The sequence below is a fragment of the Micromonospora sp. H61 genome, assembly GCF_018070325.1.
Classification (GTDB): domain Bacteria; phylum Actinomycetota; class Actinomycetes; order Mycobacteriales; family Micromonosporaceae; genus Micromonospora; species Micromonospora salmantinae.
In genome coordinates, this window is the sequence record NZ_JAGPXY010000043.1 from 1 (window position 1) to 18,900 (window position 18,900).

19 protein-coding genes and 1 pseudogene are annotated in these 18,900 nt (G+C 73.2%); 7 read left to right on the plus strand and 13 right to left on the minus strand.

What is annotated here, in order from left to right; translation table 11 throughout:
- A pseudogene (locus KBX08_RS20755) lies at nucleotides 1-370 on the plus strand (hypothetical protein); the annotation flags it as partial.
- Here KBX08_RS20755 and KBX08_RS20760 read toward each other — a convergent pair.
- The 3 genes from KBX08_RS20760 to KBX08_RS20770 all read right to left on the minus strand — a co-directional run bounded on the left by KBX08_RS20760 (nucleotide 315) and on the right by KBX08_RS20770 (nucleotide 3,415).
- Nucleotides 315-1,196: a pentapeptide repeat-containing protein gene (locus KBX08_RS20760; RefSeq protein ID WP_307850598.1), complete on the minus strand. Its 882-nt coding sequence runs from the start codon at nucleotides 1,194-1,196 to the stop codon at nucleotides 315-317. The pseudogene KBX08_RS20755 and the gene KBX08_RS20760 sit on opposite strands and share 56 nt — an antisense overlap.
- A gap of 73 nt (nucleotides 1,197-1,269) precedes the next feature.
- Entirely contained in the window at nucleotides 1,270-2,367 is a 1,098-nt protein-coding gene (locus KBX08_RS20765) for a DUF5919 domain-containing protein (RefSeq protein WP_210785104.1), read from the minus strand.
- 241 nt (nucleotides 2,368-2,608) lie between these two features.
- A complete protein-coding gene (locus KBX08_RS20770; protein ID WP_210785105.1) occupies nucleotides 2,609-3,415 on the minus strand; it encodes an SDR family oxidoreductase in 807 nt (268 codons plus the stop codon).
- Nucleotides 3,416-3,494: 79 nt separating this feature from the next.
- Here KBX08_RS20770 and KBX08_RS20775 point away from each other — a divergent pair, with 79 nt between their 5' ends.
- Nucleotides 3,495-4,097: an MBL fold metallo-hydrolase gene (locus KBX08_RS20775; RefSeq protein ID WP_210785106.1), complete on the plus strand. Its 603-nt coding sequence runs from the start codon at nucleotides 3,495-3,497 to the stop codon at nucleotides 4,095-4,097.
- Here the strand turns inward: KBX08_RS20775 and KBX08_RS20780 are convergent.
- A complete protein-coding gene (locus KBX08_RS20780; RefSeq protein WP_210785107.1) occupies nucleotides 4,070-4,810 on the minus strand; it encodes a B3/4 domain-containing protein in 741 nt (246 codons plus the stop codon). The two genes, KBX08_RS20775 and KBX08_RS20780, sit on opposite strands and share 28 nt — an antisense overlap.
- A 7-nt stretch (nucleotides 4,811-4,817) precedes the next feature.
- The gene (locus KBX08_RS20785) at nucleotides 4,818-5,429 is read right to left on the minus strand and encodes a LysE family translocator (protein WP_091406584.1); all 612 of its coding nucleotides are present in this window, start codon (nucleotides 5,427-5,429) and stop codon (nucleotides 4,818-4,820) included.
- A gap of 62 nt (nucleotides 5,430-5,491) precedes the next feature.
- Here KBX08_RS20785 and KBX08_RS20790 point away from each other — a divergent pair, with 62 nt between their 5' ends.
- Together KBX08_RS20790 and KBX08_RS20795 are read left to right on the plus strand one after the other, a co-directional pair.
- The gene (locus KBX08_RS20790; RefSeq protein WP_210785108.1) at nucleotides 5,492-6,973 is read left to right on the plus strand and encodes a PLP-dependent aminotransferase family protein; all 1,482 of its coding nucleotides are present in this window, start codon (nucleotides 5,492-5,494) and stop codon (nucleotides 6,971-6,973) included.
- A gap of 132 nt (nucleotides 6,974-7,105) precedes the next feature.
- Nucleotides 7,106-7,651 carry a hypothetical protein gene (locus KBX08_RS20795; protein ID WP_210785109.1) on the plus strand — a complete coding sequence of 182 codons (546 nt, stop codon included), beginning with the start codon at nucleotides 7,106-7,108 and terminating at the stop codon, nucleotides 7,649-7,651.
- Here the strand turns inward: KBX08_RS20795 and tnpA are convergent.
- Nucleotides 7,648-8,064, minus strand: coding sequence for an IS200/IS605 family transposase (gene tnpA, locus KBX08_RS20800; RefSeq protein ID WP_210785110.1), 417 nt, complete (start codon nucleotides 8,062-8,064; stop codon nucleotides 7,648-7,650). The genes KBX08_RS20795 and tnpA overlap by 4 nt on opposite strands.
- Nucleotides 8,065-8,089: 25 nt before the next feature.
- On the opposite strand from tnpA, the gene KBX08_RS20805 reads away from it, so the two are divergent.
- Nucleotides 8,090-9,463: an RNA-guided endonuclease TnpB family protein gene (locus KBX08_RS20805; protein WP_210785111.1), complete on the plus strand. Its 1,374-nt coding sequence runs from the start codon at nucleotides 8,090-8,092 to the stop codon at nucleotides 9,461-9,463.
- 28 nt (nucleotides 9,464-9,491) lie between these two features.
- On the opposite strand, the gene KBX08_RS20810 is transcribed toward KBX08_RS20805, so the two are convergent.
- From KBX08_RS20810 to KBX08_RS20840, 7 genes are all read right to left on the minus strand, one after another.
- Entirely contained in the window at nucleotides 9,492-10,124 is a 633-nt protein-coding gene (locus KBX08_RS20810; protein WP_210785112.1) for a DUF6297 family protein, read from the minus strand.
- On the minus strand, nucleotides 10,121-10,744 hold the full coding sequence (locus KBX08_RS20815) for an ABC transporter ATP-binding protein (RefSeq protein ID WP_307850599.1): 624 nt from the start codon (nucleotides 10,742-10,744) through the stop codon (nucleotides 10,121-10,123). The genes KBX08_RS20810 and KBX08_RS20815 overlap by 4 nt, the downstream gene beginning before the upstream one ends.
- A gap of 40 nt (nucleotides 10,745-10,784) precedes the next feature.
- Nucleotides 10,785-13,169 carry a tetratricopeptide repeat protein gene (locus tag KBX08_RS20820; protein ID WP_210785114.1) on the minus strand — a complete coding sequence of 795 codons (2,385 nt, stop codon included), beginning with the start codon at nucleotides 13,167-13,169 and terminating at the stop codon, nucleotides 10,785-10,787.
- Entirely contained in the window at nucleotides 13,166-14,890 is a 1,725-nt protein-coding gene (locus KBX08_RS20825; protein WP_210785115.1) for an ABC transporter permease subunit, read from the minus strand. Before KBX08_RS20825 ends, KBX08_RS20820 begins: the two co-directional genes overlap by 4 nt.
- Nucleotides 14,887-16,164: an extracellular solute-binding protein gene (locus tag KBX08_RS20830; RefSeq protein WP_210785116.1), complete on the minus strand. Its 1,278-nt coding sequence runs from the start codon at nucleotides 16,162-16,164 to the stop codon at nucleotides 14,887-14,889. Before KBX08_RS20830 ends, KBX08_RS20825 begins: the two co-directional genes overlap by 4 nt.
- Nucleotides 16,161-16,793 carry an ATP-binding cassette domain-containing protein gene (locus KBX08_RS20835; RefSeq protein WP_210785117.1) on the minus strand — a complete coding sequence of 211 codons (633 nt, stop codon included), beginning with the start codon at nucleotides 16,791-16,793 and terminating at the stop codon, nucleotides 16,161-16,163. The genes KBX08_RS20830 and KBX08_RS20835 overlap by 4 nt, the downstream gene beginning before the upstream one ends.
- Nucleotides 16,794-16,885: 92 nt before the next feature.
- Entirely contained in the window at nucleotides 16,886-17,863 is a 978-nt protein-coding gene (locus tag KBX08_RS20840) for a YafY family protein (protein WP_210785118.1), read from the minus strand.
- 44 nt (nucleotides 17,864-17,907) lie between these two features.
- Here KBX08_RS20840 and KBX08_RS20845 point away from each other — a divergent pair, with 44 nt between their 5' ends.
- Nucleotides 17,908-18,387, plus strand: a complete 480-nt coding sequence (locus KBX08_RS20845; protein WP_210785119.1) for a hypothetical protein — start codon at nucleotides 17,908-17,910, stop codon at nucleotides 18,385-18,387.
- Nucleotides 18,387-18,857 carry a hypothetical protein gene (locus KBX08_RS20850; protein WP_210785120.1) on the plus strand — a complete coding sequence of 157 codons (471 nt, stop codon included), beginning with the start codon at nucleotides 18,387-18,389 and terminating at the stop codon, nucleotides 18,855-18,857. Before KBX08_RS20845 ends, KBX08_RS20850 begins: the two co-directional genes overlap by 1 nt.
- Nucleotides 18,858-18,900: the final 43 nt, after the last annotated feature.

Sequence of the window (18,900 nt, forward strand, 5' to 3'; positions counted from 1 at the left end):
CTGGGTGGAGCGGCGTCCCGGCACCGACGCACGCAGCCGCGCCCTGCACCTCACCACCGACGGCACGGCGGCGGCCGCCCGTACCCTGCGCGCCCGGCAGGAGGTGCTGACCGCGCTGCTCGCCCCGCTGACCGTCGAGCAGCGCGCCCAGCTCGCCGACATCGCCCGCGCCCTGCTGCACGACGAGGTGGCCGACGCCGCCAGCCTGGCCCACCTCTGCCGGCTCTGCGACCGCGCCCGCTGCCCACAGTGCCCGGTCCATGCCGGCTTCCAGGAGTTGACGGCAGCGTGCGGGGGATCAGATCAGGCCGTTCCTACCGGCGACGGCCCCGACGGGCGGGGGAGCGGGCCGGCTGACGGACCGGGGTGAGCGGCAGCGCCGTCCAGTGCGCAGGCCGGGTGAGCGTCTGCGACAGCCCCGTGTGGGTGTCACCCCGGGCGGCCTCCAGCTGGGTCTGGTGCAGGAAGAGCGTGCGCCGCAGGTCCGCGCCCCGCAGGTCGGCGCCGCGCAGGTCCGCGCCGGTGACGTCGGCCAGGCCGAGGTCCGCTCCGCGCAGGTCGGCGCCGATGAGCAGCGCCCCGCGCAGGTTGGCCCGGCGGAGGTCTACGCGGCGCAGGTCCACCCCGAGCAGGTGCGCTCCGCGCCGGTCGGCGCCGCCGGGGGCGCGGGCCGCGTCGCTGGCTTGGGACAGCAGCGGGTTGACCCGGCTCCGATGGTCGGCGACGTCCACCGCGCGAAGCTGCGCCGGGTCCCCCTCGGTGAGCGTCAGCGTCTCGGCGCGGGCGCGTTCCAGCTCGGCGCGCAGCTCGGCCGGCGGGCGCAGCGCCACCGCCTCGGTGAGGTACCAGAGCAGTTCGTGCAGCGGTCGCAGCACCGCGAACGCCTCCGCCATCGCCGGCAACGTGTCCGGCGCGTCCCGCCAGTCCCGCCCGCCGAAGGTCACCTGGGCGACCTGCTGCCCGGCCCCGAAGCAGTCGAACACCGTGCAGCCGGGGAAACCACGCTGCCGCAGCTCGGTGTGGATGCCGCAGCGGTGGTCGGGGCGCAGGTTGGGGCAGGGCGAGCCGGCCGGCTTGTCGATGGCGAAGTCCGCCGACGCGGCGAAGGCGGGCACCACGCAGCACAGCCCGAAGCAGCGTCCGCAGTCGGCGCGTAGCTGCGCCGCCCCGGACGGCGGTGCGGTGCGGTGCGACACGCCGACGGTCCTCCTGACGATCAGGGTTGGGCCACCATTGTTTCCTGTGCCGCACCCACGGGTCGGTCGGGGGTCACCGTGCGTGCGTGTCACCGGCCGTCGCGGGGCGCGGCGCCGGGGTGCGGGCATCGCCCGGTGGCGGCACCAGTCGGCGGACGTCCCGCTCGCCGTCGTCGTGCCCGTACTTCTGGTCGAAGTGCCGTTTCACCACGGCGACCGGCGTACGGTCCCCGTCGGAGGGCTCGGCCAGGGCGAACACCCCGGGCGCCGCCCCGGGCGCGCGGGGCGGCAGCACGGCTCGCACCGACAGCGGCCCGGTCACCCGGAACCCCCGGCAGTCGACGTAGTGCTGCCCGTCCACCGTCACGAACGGCACGCGTACCTCGACCACGTCCGACTCGTCGTGGCGCAGCGTGACCATGACCGACCAGTACCGTTCCAGGTCGAGGGTGGCCTGCTCGTGCTCCCACAGCTCCTCGAACCGGGCGTGCACGAACCCGCCCCACGGGCTGTCCATGTCCACCTCGAGCTGCGGCACGTTGAACGACAACTTCCCGATCGGGAAGAACGAGATCAGCGCCCGCCCGTCCCACTGGTAGAGCTGGATCGACGGGGACGCGTCGTAGAGCCGGACCTGTAGGCGGTGGCGCAGCCGCGAGTCGAGCGCGTCGGCGAAAGCGGCCAGGTGGCGCAGGTTGGTGCGGATCTGTCGGGGCACGTCCACCCGTTGCCGTTCCAGCTCCTCGGAGCGCTGCTGGGCGGCGGTGCAGTCGGGGTCGAGCAGGAGCAACTGCACCTGGGCACCGTTGGCGAGCGCCGCTCGCACCGCGCTCAGCGTCTCCTCACGGTGCCGTTGCTCCAGCAGGATCGTCCAGGTGTCGAGGATGCGCACCCGACGGCCGGAGCGGTGCAGCCGCGTCACGAACGCCTGTTGGTCGAAGCTGAGGTGCTCCTGCACCCGCGCCTTGCGGGCCTCTTCGAACAACGGGTCGAAGATGACGTACGAGATGGCCGCGAGGACCACGCTGGCCCCGAGGTTGAGCAGCAGGTCGCTGAGGAAGCCGGTGCTGCGCCAGGCGGCCAGCAGCATGACGACGGCGATCGCGAAGAGTGCCCCACCGACGACGAAGGCCCGTCGTTGCCGCCCGCCCCGACCAGCCCACCCGGGCATCCGGTCCCCTTCCGCCGTCGGTCGGCCCCACCGCCGCTTGCTGATCACCGGAGTTCGGAGGATACGTGCCCGCTTTGCTGGACGCTGTCCCGTTCTCCGAGCGGCTGGTTCACCGCTCGGAGCCGCTCCACCGCTCATAGGGTGACGGTAACGGAGTCGTGCGACCACGGAGGGTGGCGGGGTGGACAAGAGTGAACGCGAGCAGGCGCTCCACACTGGCCTGACCACTGAACGCTGCTGGTCAGACGGATCGCCAGTCGTCGTTCGTCAACGCCGCGGCCTGCGGACCCATCAGCAACATGCCCCCGTCGACCGGCCATGACGCGCCGGTGACGTAGCTGGCGGCGGGGGAGGCGAGCAACGCCACCACGGCGGCCACCTCCCGGGCGTCGCCCGGCCGCCCCAGCGGCACGCCGGGCCGTTCCTGGGTGAACGGGTCGACATCCTCCTGACCGGTCATCGGCGTGGCGATCTCGCCCGGGGCGACGGCGTTGACGGTGATTCCGTCGGCGGCCAGTTCCTGGGCCATCACCCGGGTCAGCAGCCCGAGCCCGCCCTTCGCGGCGCAGTACGCGGCGGAGCCCACCCGGGGCGCGTGCTCGTGCACGCTGGTGATGTTGATGATCCGCCCGCCGGCGCCGGTGGCCCGCATCCGTCGCGCGGCCCGCTGGGCGCACAGAAATGGCGCGTCCAGGTCGACGGCGAGCACCTCGCGCCACTGCTCCCACCCGGTGTCGACGAACGGCGTCGAGGCCCCGGTGCCGGCGTTGTTGACCAGAACCCCGATGCCGCCCAGCCGGTCGGCCAACTCGTCCACCACCGCCGCCGCGTCCGGCAGTCGGGTCAGGTCCACCTCGGCGACCTCGCAACGTCGTCCTGTCGCGCGGACCTCGGTGGCCGTCCGCTCCGCGCCGTCGGGGTCGCCGTACCAGGTGATGCCGATCTCGAAGCCGGCCTTTGCCAGCGCCACCGCGCAGGCCTTGCCGATGCCGGAGTCCGCACCGGTGACGACGGCGATCCTCGGGTAGTTCTCGTATCGCTGTGGCATGCTGCCGCACTACCCCGGCAGGGCCGGCCCAACCGCCACGAGGACCACTGCTCATCTGCCGGCGGCGTACCGTCGCCTGATGCGGATCACCCGATTCACGCACGCCTGTGTCCGCGTCGAGCACGACGGCGGGGTGCTGGTCGTCGACCCGGGGACGTGGAGCGAGCCGCGGGCCCTGGTCGGCGCGGACGCCGTCCTCGTCACCCACGAGCACACCGACCACATAGACGTGTTGCGGCTCGCCGGTCTCGGTGTCCCCGTGTACGCGCCGGAGGGCGCCCGCCTGCCGGATCTCGCCCCGCTGCCGGTGACCCGGGTCCGTGCGGGCGAGCGGTTCACGGCGGCCGGCATTCCGGTCAGCGCGCACGGCGGCCGGCACGCCGCGATCCACGAGGGGCAGCCCGACTGCGCGAACCTCGGCTACCTGATCGGCGGCGAGCTCTACCACCCGGGCGACGCCCTGCACGTGCCGGACGAGCCGGTACGCACCCTGCTCGTCCCGGCCCACGGGTCCTGGCTGCGCCTCGACGAGGCGATCCGGTTCGCCGGCGCCGTGGGCGCGGCGGCGGCGCACCCGATCCACGACGCGCAGCTCAACGACCGCGGCCTGGCCGGTGTCGCGGGTTGGTTCGCCGAGACGATCCCCGGCTACCGTCACCTGCTGCCCGGCGACACCGCCTGACCCCTGTCGTCGCCCGCCGCCGGGGTGCGGAAACGCGGCGCGGCGGCGGTGAGCACCGCGGTCGCTGTCGGGGCGGCCCACCCGTCGGTCAGCTCCGTCACCAGGTCGGTGACCAGTCGGGTCACGGCCGGCCCGCCACCCGGGTGCAGCGCCTCGGCGACGATCAGCACCGACGAGGTGCCCGCCCGCACCGCCGACCAGCCGCTCTGCCGGTTCGTCCACCGTCGGGCGTGTGCCCGCCCGGCGGAGTCGACGAAGGTCACCTCGCCCGGCTCGGGATGCTCGGTGTCGCCGGCGAAACTCAGGTACGCCTCGTCGCCGTGCGCCGGCCGGACCACCAGGTCGCCGTCGACCCGGTCCAGGTCGAGCGCCGCGACCGGGATGGCGTACGCGGCCGAGATGGCGTTGCAGAGATCGACGAGCGGGTGCACCCGGGGCAACTCGCCGTCCAGGCGTAGCCGGCGCAGCAGCGCCTCGGCGGCGCACCGGTACCTGGTGGGCCGCAGCCCCATCGCCGCGTACGCCCGCCGCCACGCCTGGATCTCCGGGAACCCGCTCTCGGCCCCACCGGCCAACCGCCGCCGCGCCTCGGCGAGATGAGCGGCCGTGCGTGCCGTCACGTCGACGGTGGCGGTGATCCCGGCGGCCTGCACCACACCGGCGACCAGGTCGGGGTACGCGTCGCGAAGCCGCGGGGAGTGTTCGAAGTACACGGTGGTCCTATCGTTCGGTGAGGGCGAGGGTCACGCCGAGCGCGACGAACGTGCCGGCGGCGGATCGGCGCAGCCAGTCGGTGACCCGGGGTCGGGTCAGCACCCGGTCGCGTACCCGGGCCGCGAAGATGCCGTAGCCGCTGAACACCACGAAGGTGAGCAGCATGAACACCGCGCCGCAGCCGAGCATCGCCCGGGTCGAGCCCGGCGCCGTGGTGTCCACGAACTGCGGCAGGAACGCGACGAAGAACATCGTCGGCTTCGGGTTGAGCAGGTTGACCAGCACCCCGGAGACGATCACCCGGATCGCCGAGCGGGGCGGGGCGTCGGTGGTCACCGCGAAGGCGTCGCGGTCGCGTGCCATCGACCAGGCCAGGTAGAGCAGGTAGCCGACGCCGAGGTAGCGGACGGTCTCGAACGCCACGGCGCTGGTCTGCATCAGCGCGGCCAGCCCGGTCATCGCGGCCAGCAGATGCGGCAACGTCCCCAGCGTGCAGGCGAACGCGGCCAGCACCCCGGCCCGCGCACCCCGCGACAGGCCGGCGGAGAGCGTGAAGATCACCCCGGTGCCGGGGGTGACCACCACGATCAGCGTGGTGATCAGGAATGGGATGGTCACGATCGTCCTCCGGCGGAGTTGGCAGGTCTGGCTCCCGCTCACTCTGCTGCCACAATGGTCCGATGGGCAGAGCCAAAGCGACTGCGTCCGAGAGGTCCATATCGGCCGGATCCGACTTCCTGCACCTGACCATCACCGACGCGACGCCGGGCGGGCGCGCCGACTGGCTGACCGACCGGCTGCGGCAGGCCATCGCCGAGGGCCGGGTGCCGGTCGGTGACCGGCTGCCCCCGACCCGGGTGCTCGCCGCCGACCTCGGTGTCTCCCGGGGCGTGGTCACCGAGGCGTACCAGCGCCTGACCGAGGAGGGGCACATCGCCGGTCGGGGCCGGGCCGGCACTGTCGTCGTCGCCGCGCCGGCCGCGCCCACACCCACCCCGACCGTCGCGCCGGCACCGGTCACGACCTTCCCGCCGGCACCGGGCACCGACATCTTCGACGCGGTACGCGCGGCGCACGCGACAATCGACCTGACGCCCGGCGTACCCGATCTGGCTGCCTTTCCCCGCGCGGACTGGCTGCGCGCCGAACGGAGCGTGCTGCGCCACCTCGCCGCGGCCGACCTCGGCTACGGCGACCCCTGTGGCACGCCCGCGCTGCGACAGGCCGTCGCCGCCTGGCTGGCCCGCAACCGCGGCATCAGCGTCGACCCCACCGAGGTGATCATCGTGGCCGGCGTCTCCCAGGCGCTCGGGCTGCTCGCCCAGGCACTCACCGCCGCCGGCGGCGACCGGATCGCCGACGCGGACCCGGGCTCGCGCGGGGTGCGCCCGCACCTGACCACCTGGCGGAGGGCCACCCCGCCGAGCAGCGGCGACGACGCCGGGCTGCGGGTCGACGAGTTGACCGCCAGCGGCGTGCCGGCCGTGATGCTCACCCCCGCGCACCAGTTCCCGACCGGCGTGGTGCTCGACGGTGACCGCCGCCGCCAAGTCGTCGCCTGGGCCCGGGCCGGCGGCCTGATCATCGAGGACGACTACGACGCCGAGCACCGCTACGACCGTCCCCCGGTGCCGGCGCTACGCGGTCTGCTGCCCGAGCAGGTCTGCTACGCCGGCAGCGTCTCCAAACTGCTCGCCCCCGCCCTGCGGGTCGGCTGGCTGCTCGTGCCGCCGCGACTGCGCGAGGCGGTGGTGGCCGCCAAGCGCAACGCCGACCTGGGCAACGCCGTGCTACCGCAACTGGTGCTGGCGGAGCTGATGACCTCCGGCGCCTTCGAGCGGCACCTGCGGCTGCTGCGCCGGCGACACATCCGCCGGCGGGACGCGATGATCACCGCGCTGGCCCGGGCGTTGCCGTCGGCGACGGTGCACGGCGCCGCCGCCGGCCTGCACCTGATGATCACGCTGGACGACACAGTGGTCGACACCGAGTTGGCGGCGGCGACGCTGGCGCGCGGGGTGAAGGTGCAACCGCTGTCCTGGCACTGCCAACAGCCGTACCGGCCCGGCCTCGTGCTGGGCTACGCGGCCCGTACGTCCACCGAGATCTCCGACGGCGTCGCCGCTGTCGCCGCCGCCCTCCGCCACGTCCAACGGCCCTGAGCAGGGGGGTGGGTGCAGGGGACATGTCAGCGGTGGCGGACGTGTCGGTCGCCGTCATATCTGGTGTGGTCTATGTCACGGTAGCTTCGGCGCACGCCGACGCCCCCGTTGGCGCTGCCGAGGAGAGCGCCCATGCCCCCACCGCTGAAAGCCGCCACCACCCTCGCGGCCGTGCTCCTGTTGATCCTGACCGCTGCGGCACCCGCCCACGCCGTCAACCCATCCACCAAGCCCCCGGTCTCCGGATTGCTGGGCACCTACAACGTCTCCGGCGTCTACGTCGCCGGGGTCTCCTCCGGTGGCTACATGGCCACCCAACTGCACGTCGCCTACTCGTCCCGGATCCGGGGAGCGGCCGTCTTCGCCGCCGGGCCGTACTACTGCTCCCAGGACACCGTCGCCCAGGCGGTCTACGGCTGCGGCGACAACCGGTACCCGACCAACGTGTCCGCGCTGCAGGTGTACACCCGGACCTGGGCGTCGTACGGCTGGGTCTACCCGGTCGGCAACCTCTCCGGCGACCCGGTGTACGTGTTCCACGGCGGCAACGACACCACGGTCAAGAAGTCCGTCACCGACGACCTGGTCCGCTACCGGTATGCGGGCCAGTGCTCCGCCCTTCAGGGCGGGGGTGGAGGCCCGCGCTGGGAGGGCCGTCAGGCCCGAGCAGTGCCTTAAGCCGGACGGTTCTGCTGCTCGATGTACTGCTTCACGACATTCAGCGGGGCCCCTCCCACGGAGCCCGCGAAGTACGAGCCCGACCAGAGTTTGTTGGCCCGGTAGTAGTGGCGTACGAGGTCGGGGAACTCCTGCCGCAGGCGGCGCGACGACACGCCCTTGAGGCTGTTGACCAGCCGGGCCACGGCCACTTTGGGCGGGTAGTTGACCAGCAGATGCACGTGGTTGTTCTCGCCGTTGAACTCGACCAGCTCGGCCTCGAAGTCGCGGCACACGTCTCGCATGATCTGTTCCATCCGGGACAGGTGCCGGTCGCCGAACACCTTGTGCCGGAACTTCGTCACGAAGACCAAATGAACATGCATCGCAAAAATACAGTGCCTACCAGTGCGGATGCCTTCAAGTTCTGCCATAAACCAATATGGTACGGTGCTTCCCGTGCAGCTCCGTTACCAGTTCCGCGTCTATCCAACGCCGGGCCAGCAGATGGAGCTGGTTCGGACGTTCGGGTGTGCGCGGGTGGTGTTCAACGACGGGCTGCGCGCACGGCAGGAAGCCCGCGAGGCCGGACTGCCGTACGTCTCCGACGGCGAGTTGTCCAAACGGGTCATCACGGAGGCGAAGAAGACCGTGGCCCGCGCCTGGCTGGGCGAGGTGTCGGCGGTCGTTCTTCAACAAGCCCTGGCGGACCTGAATACCGCGTACCGCAACTTCTTCGCCTCGGTCACGGGCAAGCGCAAGGGCCGCAAGGTCGCCCCGCCCAGGTTCCGGTCCCGCAAGGACAACCGGCAGAGCATCCGGTTCACCAAGAACAGCCGGTTCAAGGTCCTCGACAACGGCCGGCTGCGACTGCCGAAGGTCGGCGACCTCGCGGTCCGCTGGTCCCGGACACTGCCGTCGGACCCTTCGTCCGTGGCGATCATCCGGGACGCGGCCGGGCGGTACTTCGCCTCGTTCGTCGTCACGGTCGACGCGCACGAGACGTTGCCGCCGGTCGATGCCGAGGTCGGCATCGACCTGGGCCTGACGCATTTCGCGGTGCTGTCGGACGGCACGAAGGTGGCCGCGCCGAAGTTCCTGCGCCGCGCAGCCCGCAAGCTCAAGCGGTTGCAGCAGGACCTCTCGCGCAAGCAGAAGGACTCGAACAGGCGTAAGACGGCCGTCGTCAAGGTCGCCCGGGCGCACGCCCGGGTGGCCGACACCCGGCGGGACTGGCAGCACAAGCTCTCGACGCAGATCATCCGCGAGAACCAAGCGGTATACGTCGAGGATCTGTGCGTCGTCGGTCTCGGCCGGACCCGGCTCGCCAAGTCGGTGCACGATGCCGGGTGGGCGTCATTCACGGGCATGCTGGAGTACAAGGCCGCCCGGTACGGACGCAGCTTTGGCCGGGTGGACCGGTTCTTCCCGTCCACCCGCATGTGCTCGGCGTGTGGCCGGATCAACGAGAAGATGTCGCTCAACGTCCGATCGTGGGACTGCCCGTGCGGAGCAGCCCACGACCGGGACGTGAACGCCGCCAGGAACGTCAGGGCCGCTGGACTGGCGGACCTCAACGCCCGTGGAGCGCATGTAAGACCGGCACTCTTGCCGGCGGCGCGCAGGGAAGCGGGAACCCACCCGGACGCCGCGTGTTCCACGCGCAGCGTGGAGGGAATCTCCGTCCTTCAGGGCGGAGAGGATGTCAACTCCCTCAGCAACCCGAACGGCTGCTGGGACTGGTGGGGCTACCTCGGAGCGACCAACTTCCCGATCAAGGGCGGCGCGCAGCTCGAGACCATCATGAACATGGTCCGCCGGCTGGACGGCTGAGTGCCCCCGCGCTGGCCGGACGGACCGGTCAGCCCAGGAACAGCTGGACGAGGACCAGCACGGCGAGCAGCGCCGGCCCCCGTGACCCCTGACGCATCAGGTCGACCGGGATCATCCCGAACGGTGTGTTGACCGTCGCGCCGCCGTAGTCGATCGGCGGGCGGGTGCCGGCCCGGAACGCCGCGGCCACCACCCCCAGCGCCAGCGTCGGCGCCAGCCAGGCCGGCCCCGGGTCGACGGTCGGCAGGGTCAGCAACCACCACACGCCCGCGCCGACAGCCGGCACCACCACGTGGATCCCGCGCAGCAGGTTGTCGCTGCCACCGAGCGCCCGGCGCAGCCCGGGTGAGCGGCTGACCGACCGCAGACCGCCGGTCAGCCGGTTGGCGGCGAGGTACGCGAACACCACCTGCGCGGCCCCGGCCAACCCGGGCAGGGCGAGCGCGGCAGCGTACTGCACCCCGATCAGCGCCGCCCAGATCAGCACGGCGCTCGGGTGGCGGCGCAACCGGCGTACGTCGGCCTGGAGCAGCGCCCACCAGCCGGGGCCGGGCCGGAACCGGCGGCTGCGAACCCGGCCGATCCGGCGCCAGCGGCGGCTCTCCACCAGGCCGGCGAGCAGGCTCGGATCCAGCAGGATCGTGGCCGTGGCGGCGGTCACGTGCCGATCTCGATGCGCTCGTCGACCACCGCGTCGATCAGCTCCGGGTCGTGCGAGGCCAACAGCACGGCCGTGCCCGCCGCCCGTTCCCGCAGGAGTCGGTCGGCGAGCCACTGTCGCCCGCGGACGTCCAGCCGCTGCTCGGGCTCGTCCAGGATCAGCACCCGGCGGGGCCGGACGAAACAGGACGCCAACGCCAGCCGGCGGCGCTGCCCGCTGGACAGCGTCACCGGCAACTGGTCGCGGGCCGGCTCCAGACCCAACTCGGCGAGGACCTCCTCGACCGGCTCGGCGTCACCCCCGTGGGCGTACGCGACCAACTCCAGGTGCTCGACCACCGACAGGTCGGGGAAGAAGTCGATGTCGTCCAGGGCGGCCGCCACCAGCGCCCGCACCTGAGGATCGGTCTCGTCGGCCCGACGGCCCTGCACCAGCACCTCACCCGCGTCCGGCCGGTCAGCGCCGACGACACAGCGCAGCAGGGTCGTCTTGCCGCTGCCGTTCGGGCCCAGCACCACCGCGATCCGGCCCGCCGGAAGCGTGAAGCTCACCTCGTCGAGCACGACCAGGTTGCCGAAGTTGCGACTGAGTCCCCGTACCGAGAGCGCGTCCACGATCACAGAGTCTCCCAGAGCCATGCCACCGACCAAGCCGAGCGACCTACGTCACCCGGGTGTCGGCGTCGTCCTCCAGTCGGGCGTCGGCGGCGGCCAACCCCTGGGCGTCGGCGACCTCCTCGGCCACCGCCGCCGCGTCCGCCCAGTGCCGCCGCGCGTCGGTCCGGTCGCCCAGCGCGGCGCAGGCGTCACCCAGGTAGAGCAGGGTACGCGCCAGCCCGGCGGTCGGTCGGGTCTCCTCGCGCAGCCGGCGGCTCTCGGCCAGCAGCTCGTACGCCGTCCGCGCCTGCCCCGGGGTGCTGCTCAGCAGCGTCGCCCCGGCGTTGAGCAGCGCCGTCGCCCGGCTGGTCGGGTCGTTTACCGACTCGTACTCGCGCAGTGCGGCCCGCCACGCCTGGGCGGCGTCCAGGTGCTCGCCGAGCGCCGCGTGCACCAGCACCAGGTTCGTCAGCGCCGCCGCGTACCCGCGCGCGTCGCCAATCGACCGGAACGTGTTGGCCGCCCGCACCAGGTGGTGGTGCGCGGTGTCCGGTTCGCCCCGGGCCAGTTGGGCCGCGCCCAGGCCCAGCTCGGTGAGGGCGTGCCCGGCCCGGTCGGCGCCGGAGCGGTGTCGGCGGGACATCTCCAGGTGCTCCACCGCGTCGTCGAGCTGCCCCAGGTCGAGCAGGGCCAGCCCGAGGTTCATCCGCGCCTGGGCGTTGCCGCGTCGCCCCCGCTCGTTGACCGCGAGGGTGAGCGCGGCCGCCGCCCCCTGCGGGTCGTGCCGGCGTCGACGCAGCACCCCCAGCTCGTTGTGCGCCCATCCGGCGATCTCCGGACGGTCGTCGGCGGTCGGGGTGGCCAGCACGGTACGGCAGACCTGCTCCCACTCGTCGAGCCGCTCGGCGTACGCCAGCCACCCACACAGCGCCACGGCCAACCGGAACCACCACCGACGGACCCGGCGGGGCAGTGTCTCCTTCGCGCCGGCCGGCACCCGCACCACCGCCAGCAGCAACTCCTGGTGCAGGTCGAACCAGCCGTACGGGTCGTCGTCCAGCGGCAGCGACCACTCCCGGTCACCCGGGGAGCCGAGCACCGCCAGGTTGGCCGCGTGCCGTTCGGCTCGGCGGGCCAGGTGCCGGGTCAGCCGGGCCTGCGCGGCGACCCGGGCCCGGACCGGATCCGCGTCCCGCAGGTGCAGTCGGGCGCTGCCGGCCAGCAGGGGGCGGATCTCGTACCGGTCGCCGGGCGCGCCGACCACGAACGCCGCAGCGGCCAACCGGTCGAGCAGTGCGGTCACCAGCTCGGGGTGCCGCCCGGCCAACGCGGCGATGGTGGGCCGGTCCACCGGGGCGGGGACCAGCGACATCAGCCGGTACAACCGTCGGGCCTGGCGGGGCAACACCCGGTAGGCGATGTCCCGTTCGGTGACCAGGCGGGCCGCCGGTGAGACGGCGAGCCGCTGGTGCGGTGGCGTCTGCACCGCGCGGCGCAGCGCGTCCAGCACGTCGGAGTGCCGCCAGCCGTGCTGAGCGGTGCGGTAACCGAGCGCGCGGACGGTACGCGGTTGCCGCCCGCACAGGTCGACGATCTCGCGTACCGCCGGGTCGGTGCGCGGGTCGGCGCGACGGACCCGGGCGGCGGGCGCGGCCCCGCCCGCGGTCGCGAACAGCTCCACCGCCTCGGACGTGCCCGGTTCGGCGATCCAGTGCGCGACCACACCCTCCAGACCGACCAGCGCCGGACCACCGGCGAGCAACAGGCGGCAGGTGCGCGCGGTGGGCGGCAACAGTGCCCGGACCTGGTCGGGACGGTCGACGTTGTCCAGCACCAGCACGATCTTGCGACCGTCGAGCTGACCGCGCAGCGCGTCGGCGGCGGCGGCGAGCGCGTCCGGCCGGCCGGAGGTCGGCGGGGCGGTGCCCAGGATCCGGGCCAGCGCGGTGAGCACCTGCCGGGCCGAGCGGGGTCGACCGCGCCGCCGCAGGTCCAGGTAGTACTGACCGTCGGGGAAATCCTCCCGGCACTCGTTCGCGGCCTGCACCGCGCACGCGGAGGTGCCCACCGCGCGTCGGCCCAGAACCGCCACCGCATGCTCCCGGGTGAGCAGACCGAGCAGCGCGTCGACGTGCTCCTCACGACCTGTGAACTCGGCCGTGTAGGGCAGATTGGGCGCCCCGGCGGCGGGGGTGGTGAGCACCTCCGTCGGCTCGGGGTCGACCTCCCGGCCAGCCCGGCGGCGGCGCACCTCGTACACCACGTAACCGACGACGCCGCCGGAGGCCAGCACGATGGTCACCGGCCCGAGCACGCTGGCCGCCAGCTCGGAGAGGACATTGCCGGCCAGGTTGCTGGCCACGTTGGCGAGGACGCTGCCGACCACGCCGCCGATCGCGATCAGCGCCGGCCACCGCGAGCCGCCACGCGAACCACCCGGCCCGGTCACCGCACACCCCCGGAGACGAGCCCGGCGACCAGGTGCCGCCGCGAGAGGACCACCAGCACCACGGGCAGCACCGAGGCGAGCACCGAGCTGGCGGCCAGCGCCCCACTGTTGCTCACGAAGCTGCGGGTCTGCTCGGCCAGGAACGGCCCGAGCGGCGACGACCCCGGCCCACCGAACAGTCGCCCCACCACCAGGTCGTTCCAGACCTGGACGAACTCCAGCACGGAGACCGCCACCACCGCGGACAGGTTGTGCCGCGCCAACCGGCGCAGGGTGTGCCACCACCGACGCCCACCCAACCGGGCGTCACGGACCTGCTCCACCGGCAGGTCGGCGAACGCGTTGCGCAGCACCAGCACCGCGAACGGCACGCCCAGCGCGATGTGCACCAGGGCCAGGCCCTGGGCCGTGCCGGAGGAGAGCACCAGGCCCAGCACCTCGTTGACCGGCCCGGCGATGACCTGGATCGGCACGACGCAGGCCACCGGGCTGCTGCTGCTGGCGGCCAGCAGCGCGACCACCAGCACAGTGGCGGTCACCGCGGTGGCCAGCAACAGGGTGAAGCCCAGCGTGCGCCACAGCTCGGTGCCGGTGACCAGGTCGCGGTAGGACTCGCCGTTCGGCGGCGCCGACCACCAGCCGCGCGCCGCGGCGTCCACCCGGCCGTGCGCCGACGTGGCGACCAGCACCGCCAGCGGCACCAGCCAGGCGATCGCGGCACCCGCCGCGAGCAGCCGGAACACCCGTCGGGGCGGGGCGACCGGGGCGGGCTCCGGTGCCGCCTCGACGCGCGGCGGGGGCCAGGCCTGCCGGACGAAGAGCGCGGCCACCATGATCCCGCCGATCACCGCCACCAGCCACACCACGCCGAGCGCGGCGCCCTCGCCGGTGGTGGTGCCCCCGGACGTCTGCCAGATCCGCAGCGCCAGCACCGAGGCCTCGTCGCGGACCGAGCCGGGGGTCATCACCAGGATCAGGTCGAACGTGCGGCTGGTGCCGACCGCCACCAACGCGAAGACCACAGCGGTCGTGCGCAGCAGCAGTGGCCGCCACTGCGCGTCCCACAGCACGTGGCGACGCGTACCGCCGTAGGCGCGCACCGCGTCGGCGAGGCTCGGCGGCACCGCGTCCAGCGCCGAGCGGAAGACCAGCACCGCCAACCCGACCCAGGCCCAGACGAACGCCGACATCAACGCGACGGTCACCATTCCCGGCCCGAGCAACTGCGGCGCGTCCTCGACCGAGCGGCCGGCCAGTCGGGTCGCGACCAGTGTGGCCAGCCCCCGGCTCGGGTCCGGGTCGTACATCAGCCGGAAAGTGACCCCGGTGACGACCAGCGGCAACGCCACCGGCACCAGGAGGATCAACCGGACCAGGCCGCCCTCCTGGGAACGGCGGGACGCGGCGGCGAGCAGGTAGCCCAGTGCCGTCACCACCGCCGGCACCAGCAGGGCCCAGAGGACCGTCCGGCCGACCACCGCGCCGGTGCCCGGGGCGGCCAGCGCGGTCTGGAAGTGCGCCGGGCCGACCCAGCGACCGTCGGTGGTGACGCTGGCGTGCATGGTCCGCAGCACCGGCCACAGCACCAGCCCGCCGAGCAGCACCGCGGCCGGCAGCAGCAGGGCCGACGTGGCCCCCGCCGCCGGATAGGCCCGACCCCGCCGGGCTGGGCCGACGTCGTCGAGGACCGCCAGCTCGCCGAGGACCCGTACCTGGCTCATCGGCCGCCCCCCGCGTTGCGGGCCGCCGCGGCGAGCAGGCCGGTGGCCCGGCGGATCGCCTCGCTGGCGCGGACCCCGTCGGTGACGTCGGCGAAGAAGCCCTGCATGATCCGCCAGATGCCGACCCCGTCGGAGCCGGTGAACGCGCCGGGCAACTGGTCGGAGAGGTCGAAACGCAGGGTGCCGGGCGTGCGCATCTCCTCGGCGAGACCCTGGCCGACGCGGTCTCGGTAGCTGCCGATCGCGACGTTGGTGTTGGGCGAGAGGTAGCCGCCGTCGCGCAGCCACGGCTGGAACGAGTCGGCCCTGGTGAGCCACTCGACCAGCTCGACTCCACCCCGGGCGTCGGCGAACGCCACGGCCGCGTCCCCGCCGACGATCAGCGGGCCGCCGCCCGGCTGGGCGCCCGGGAACCGGAACGTGACAGGTGCCTCTGGGCCGCGCTGGAACGGGTCGGCGACGTCGGCGGTGAAGTCGGCTCCGACGAGCATCACCGCCCGCTTCGTGTGCACCACCTGGATCACCGACTCCTCGTACTGGGTGAGCAGGGCACGGCGACCGCCGCCGACGAACGCCCCGTTGATGCTCCACAGCCCGGCGAGCCGGTCCAGTGCCTCGCGCACCGGTCTGCCCTGCCAGTCGGCGTCCGGCCGGGCCAGGGCGTTGTAACTCTCGGGTGCCACGTCGGCCAGCACGTTCTCGAACCAGTCGGTGAGCACCCAGCCGTCCGCGGCGCCGATGGCCAGGGGCGCCGGCCCGCCGTCGCACCGGGCGAGCGCGCCGAGCTCCCGGGTCCGCCGGACCAGCGCGTCCCAGTTGGCCGGCTGCACGGGCAGCATCGAGGGCAGATGCCAGACCAGCGACTTGTGCGCCGCCTTGACCCAGACGCCGTAGCGCTGACCCTGGGCCGTCAGCAGCTCGCCCAACCCGGCAGGTACGGCGTACTCGGTGGACGCGCGCACCGGGCTCAGCCAGCCGCGCTGGGCGTACTCGGTGACCAGGCCGGGGCGCGGCAGGATCGCCACGTCCGGGCTGGTGCCGGCCAGGTGTCGGGCGCGCAGGAACGCGTCGATGTCGTTGCCGGCGCTGATCACCTGCACCGGGGCGGGGTAGCCGGCGACGACCTCGCGGAACCGGTCCAGCTCGCTGGTGCTCCAGACCACAGCTACCTGCACCGACCGGGTTCCGCCGGAGCAGCCGGCGGCCAGGGCGGTGGCGCCCGTGGCGGCGGCGCGCAGCAGCGTACGGCGACTCACCCGGGCGGCCGGCGTCATCGGGCCGCCTCGCTCGGCTCGGTGACCAACTCGTGTCGCACCGGTATCTCGGCCAGGGTGGCCGGGTCGGAGGTGCAGACCAGCACCGCCACCCCGGGGGCGTCCGGCGGCGAGAGGCGAGGCATCAGGTCACCGAGGCGGCTGTCGCCGGCCGAACCGGCCGGCAGGTCGACCACCAGCACCTCGGGCAGGCAGGCCGCCGCTCGGGCGAGCGCCACCCGGAACCGCTGGGCGTCGGAGATCTGGTGCGGCAGCAGGGCGAGGGAGAGCGCCAACTCGAGCCGGTCGACAACGGTGGCCGTCCAGTCGTTGGCCACCTCGTGCACCCGTTCGCGTTTGCGCTGGCCGTACTCGATGTTGCGCCGCACCGTGAGCTGCGGCAGCAGCGCGCCACCGGCGGGCACGTAGCCGATCTGCCGGCGGGGCGGCGGCAGGCTGGTGACGTCCCGGTCGCCGACGAGGACGCGACCGGTCACCGGCGGGGCCAGCCCGGCCAGCACCCGGGCGACCGCCGTGCCGAACCGGGGCGGCGCCACCAGGGCGGCGAGCGTGCCGGCGGGAACGTCGAGGGTCACCGGCCCGGTGCCGGGGACGGCGACCAGTGCGCGTAGCCGTAACGTGGCCCTCACCTCCGGTGACCATTGATGACCGTCCCAGGGTGGCACACCGTGACGACAATCGACGCGTCCGACCCTTCCACTGTGGAGAGGGTCGGGGCTGTTCAGGCGGGGGAGTAGAGCGCGGCGAGCCCGGCCGCCGTGGCGGCCAGCCGTTCGCGCAGCGCCACCGGGGCCAGCACCTCGATGTCGGCACCGAGGCGCAGCAGCTCACCGTGGGCGTGGGTGAGCGACTCGATCGGCAGCACCGCTGTCACCCAACCCCGCGCGTCCGGTGGCCCGGCGCTGCTGTCCATCGCTGTCACCACCGGATCGCTGCCGACCTCGCGCAACCGCTCCCGCCCGGCGGGGGAGAGCCGGACGTGGGCCTCGTCGCGGTGCAGCCGGGCCCGGAACTGCACCACGTGCGCCCGCCACCAGGACGGCAGGTCGAAGTCGGCGGGTCGGTCGAACTCCTGCGCCAGTGGGGTCAACGCGAGGATCTGGTTGACCCGGTAGGTCGCCGGCGCGCCCCGGCCGGGCTGGTCGGCCACCACATACCAACGGCCGCCCTTGAGCACCAGGCCGTACGGCTCCAGGACCCGGGTCACCTCGCCGTTCCAGCTGCGGTAGCGCACCTCGACGCGGTGCTGCCGCCAGACCGCCTCGGCCGTGCGGGCCAGCTCGGGGGAGGCGTCGCCGTCCGCGTACCAACCGGGAGTGTCCAGGTGGAAGCGTTGTTGCAGTCGGGTTGCCCGGTCGCGCAGCGGCGCGGGGAGCGCGGCGTGCAGTTTGAGTTGCAGCGCCGCCACCACGTCGCCGTAGCCCAACTCGTCGGCGGGGCCGGGCAGCCCGGCCAGGAACAGCCGGTCGGCCTCCTCGGCGGTCAGCCCGGTCAGTCGGGTCCGCCAGCCGTCGACCAGTTGGTAGCCGCCGGCGTGCCCGGCCTCGCCGTAGAGCGGTATGCCGGCGGCGTGCAGCGACTCGACGTCCCGGTAGATGGTGCGGGGGGAGACGGCCAACCGCTCGGCGAGCTGCGCGGCGGTCAACCGCCCGTGCGACTGGAGCAGCAGCAGGACGGAGAGAAGTCGAGAAGCCCGCACTTCACTGACACTAGTTGTCAGGGGACCCGTCCTACCGTCCCGGCATGGCATTTCGCGACAAGGATCTACGAACGCCCGGACCAGTGCTGATCGGCGGCCGGCAACTCAAGCGCTACCACATAGACCAGCCGGAGCGACCTGTCGAACCCGAGGTGGAGAAGGCCGCGTACGACCTGCTGCCCGACCTGCTGGCCGACGTCGTCGACGACGGCACCCCGGCCGCCGGGTGGGTGGTGCTGCACCGGGGCGCGGACACCGGCGCCTACCTGCTGGCGTACACGTGGGTGTGGGACAACGCGGTGGAGGTCCGTGTCGCCGCGGCCGGGCAGCCGGCGCTGGACTGTCCCGACGACGACCCGGCACACTTCGTCCACCTGCGACGCCCGGCGGTGGGCTGCGTCTGGGAGTTGGCGGTTCTGGAACACGAGCGGGCCGCCTGGGTCCGGCACATGCTGCTGCCGGAAAGTCCGAGTCTGACCGATTATCTGCGTGACACGCGAGCGGAAGGGCCGGTGGGCCGCTGATGGGCGACTTCGACTTCTTTGTGGGCACCTGGAACGTCGTCAACCGGCGGCTACGCAAGCGGCTGGTCGGCTCCGACGAGTGGGAGGAGTTCCCCGGGGTGTCGGTGGCGCACGGCTTCTTCGCCGGCGGCGGTCACTTCGACGAGATCACGTTCCCGACCAAGGGCTCCGCCGGCGCCACGATCCGGATCTTCGATCCGGCCCGGCAGGAGTGGTCGATCTACTGGATGAGCAGCGACACCGGGGTGCTGGGGCTGCCGCCGATGGTGGGCCGCTTCGTCGACGGGGTCGGCCACTTCTACGCCGACGACCAGCACGAGGGGCGCCCGGTCCGGTGCCGGTTCATCTGGTCCGGCATCAGCGCGACCACCGCCCGCTGGGAGCAGGCGTTCTCGGTCGACGGCGAGCAGACCTGGGAGACCAACTGGATCATGATCTTCACCCGAGCATCGGAGGACTGTTCCTTGTGATGGGGGTGTGGTTGACCTTCGTCTTCCGGTTGCACCTGACCGG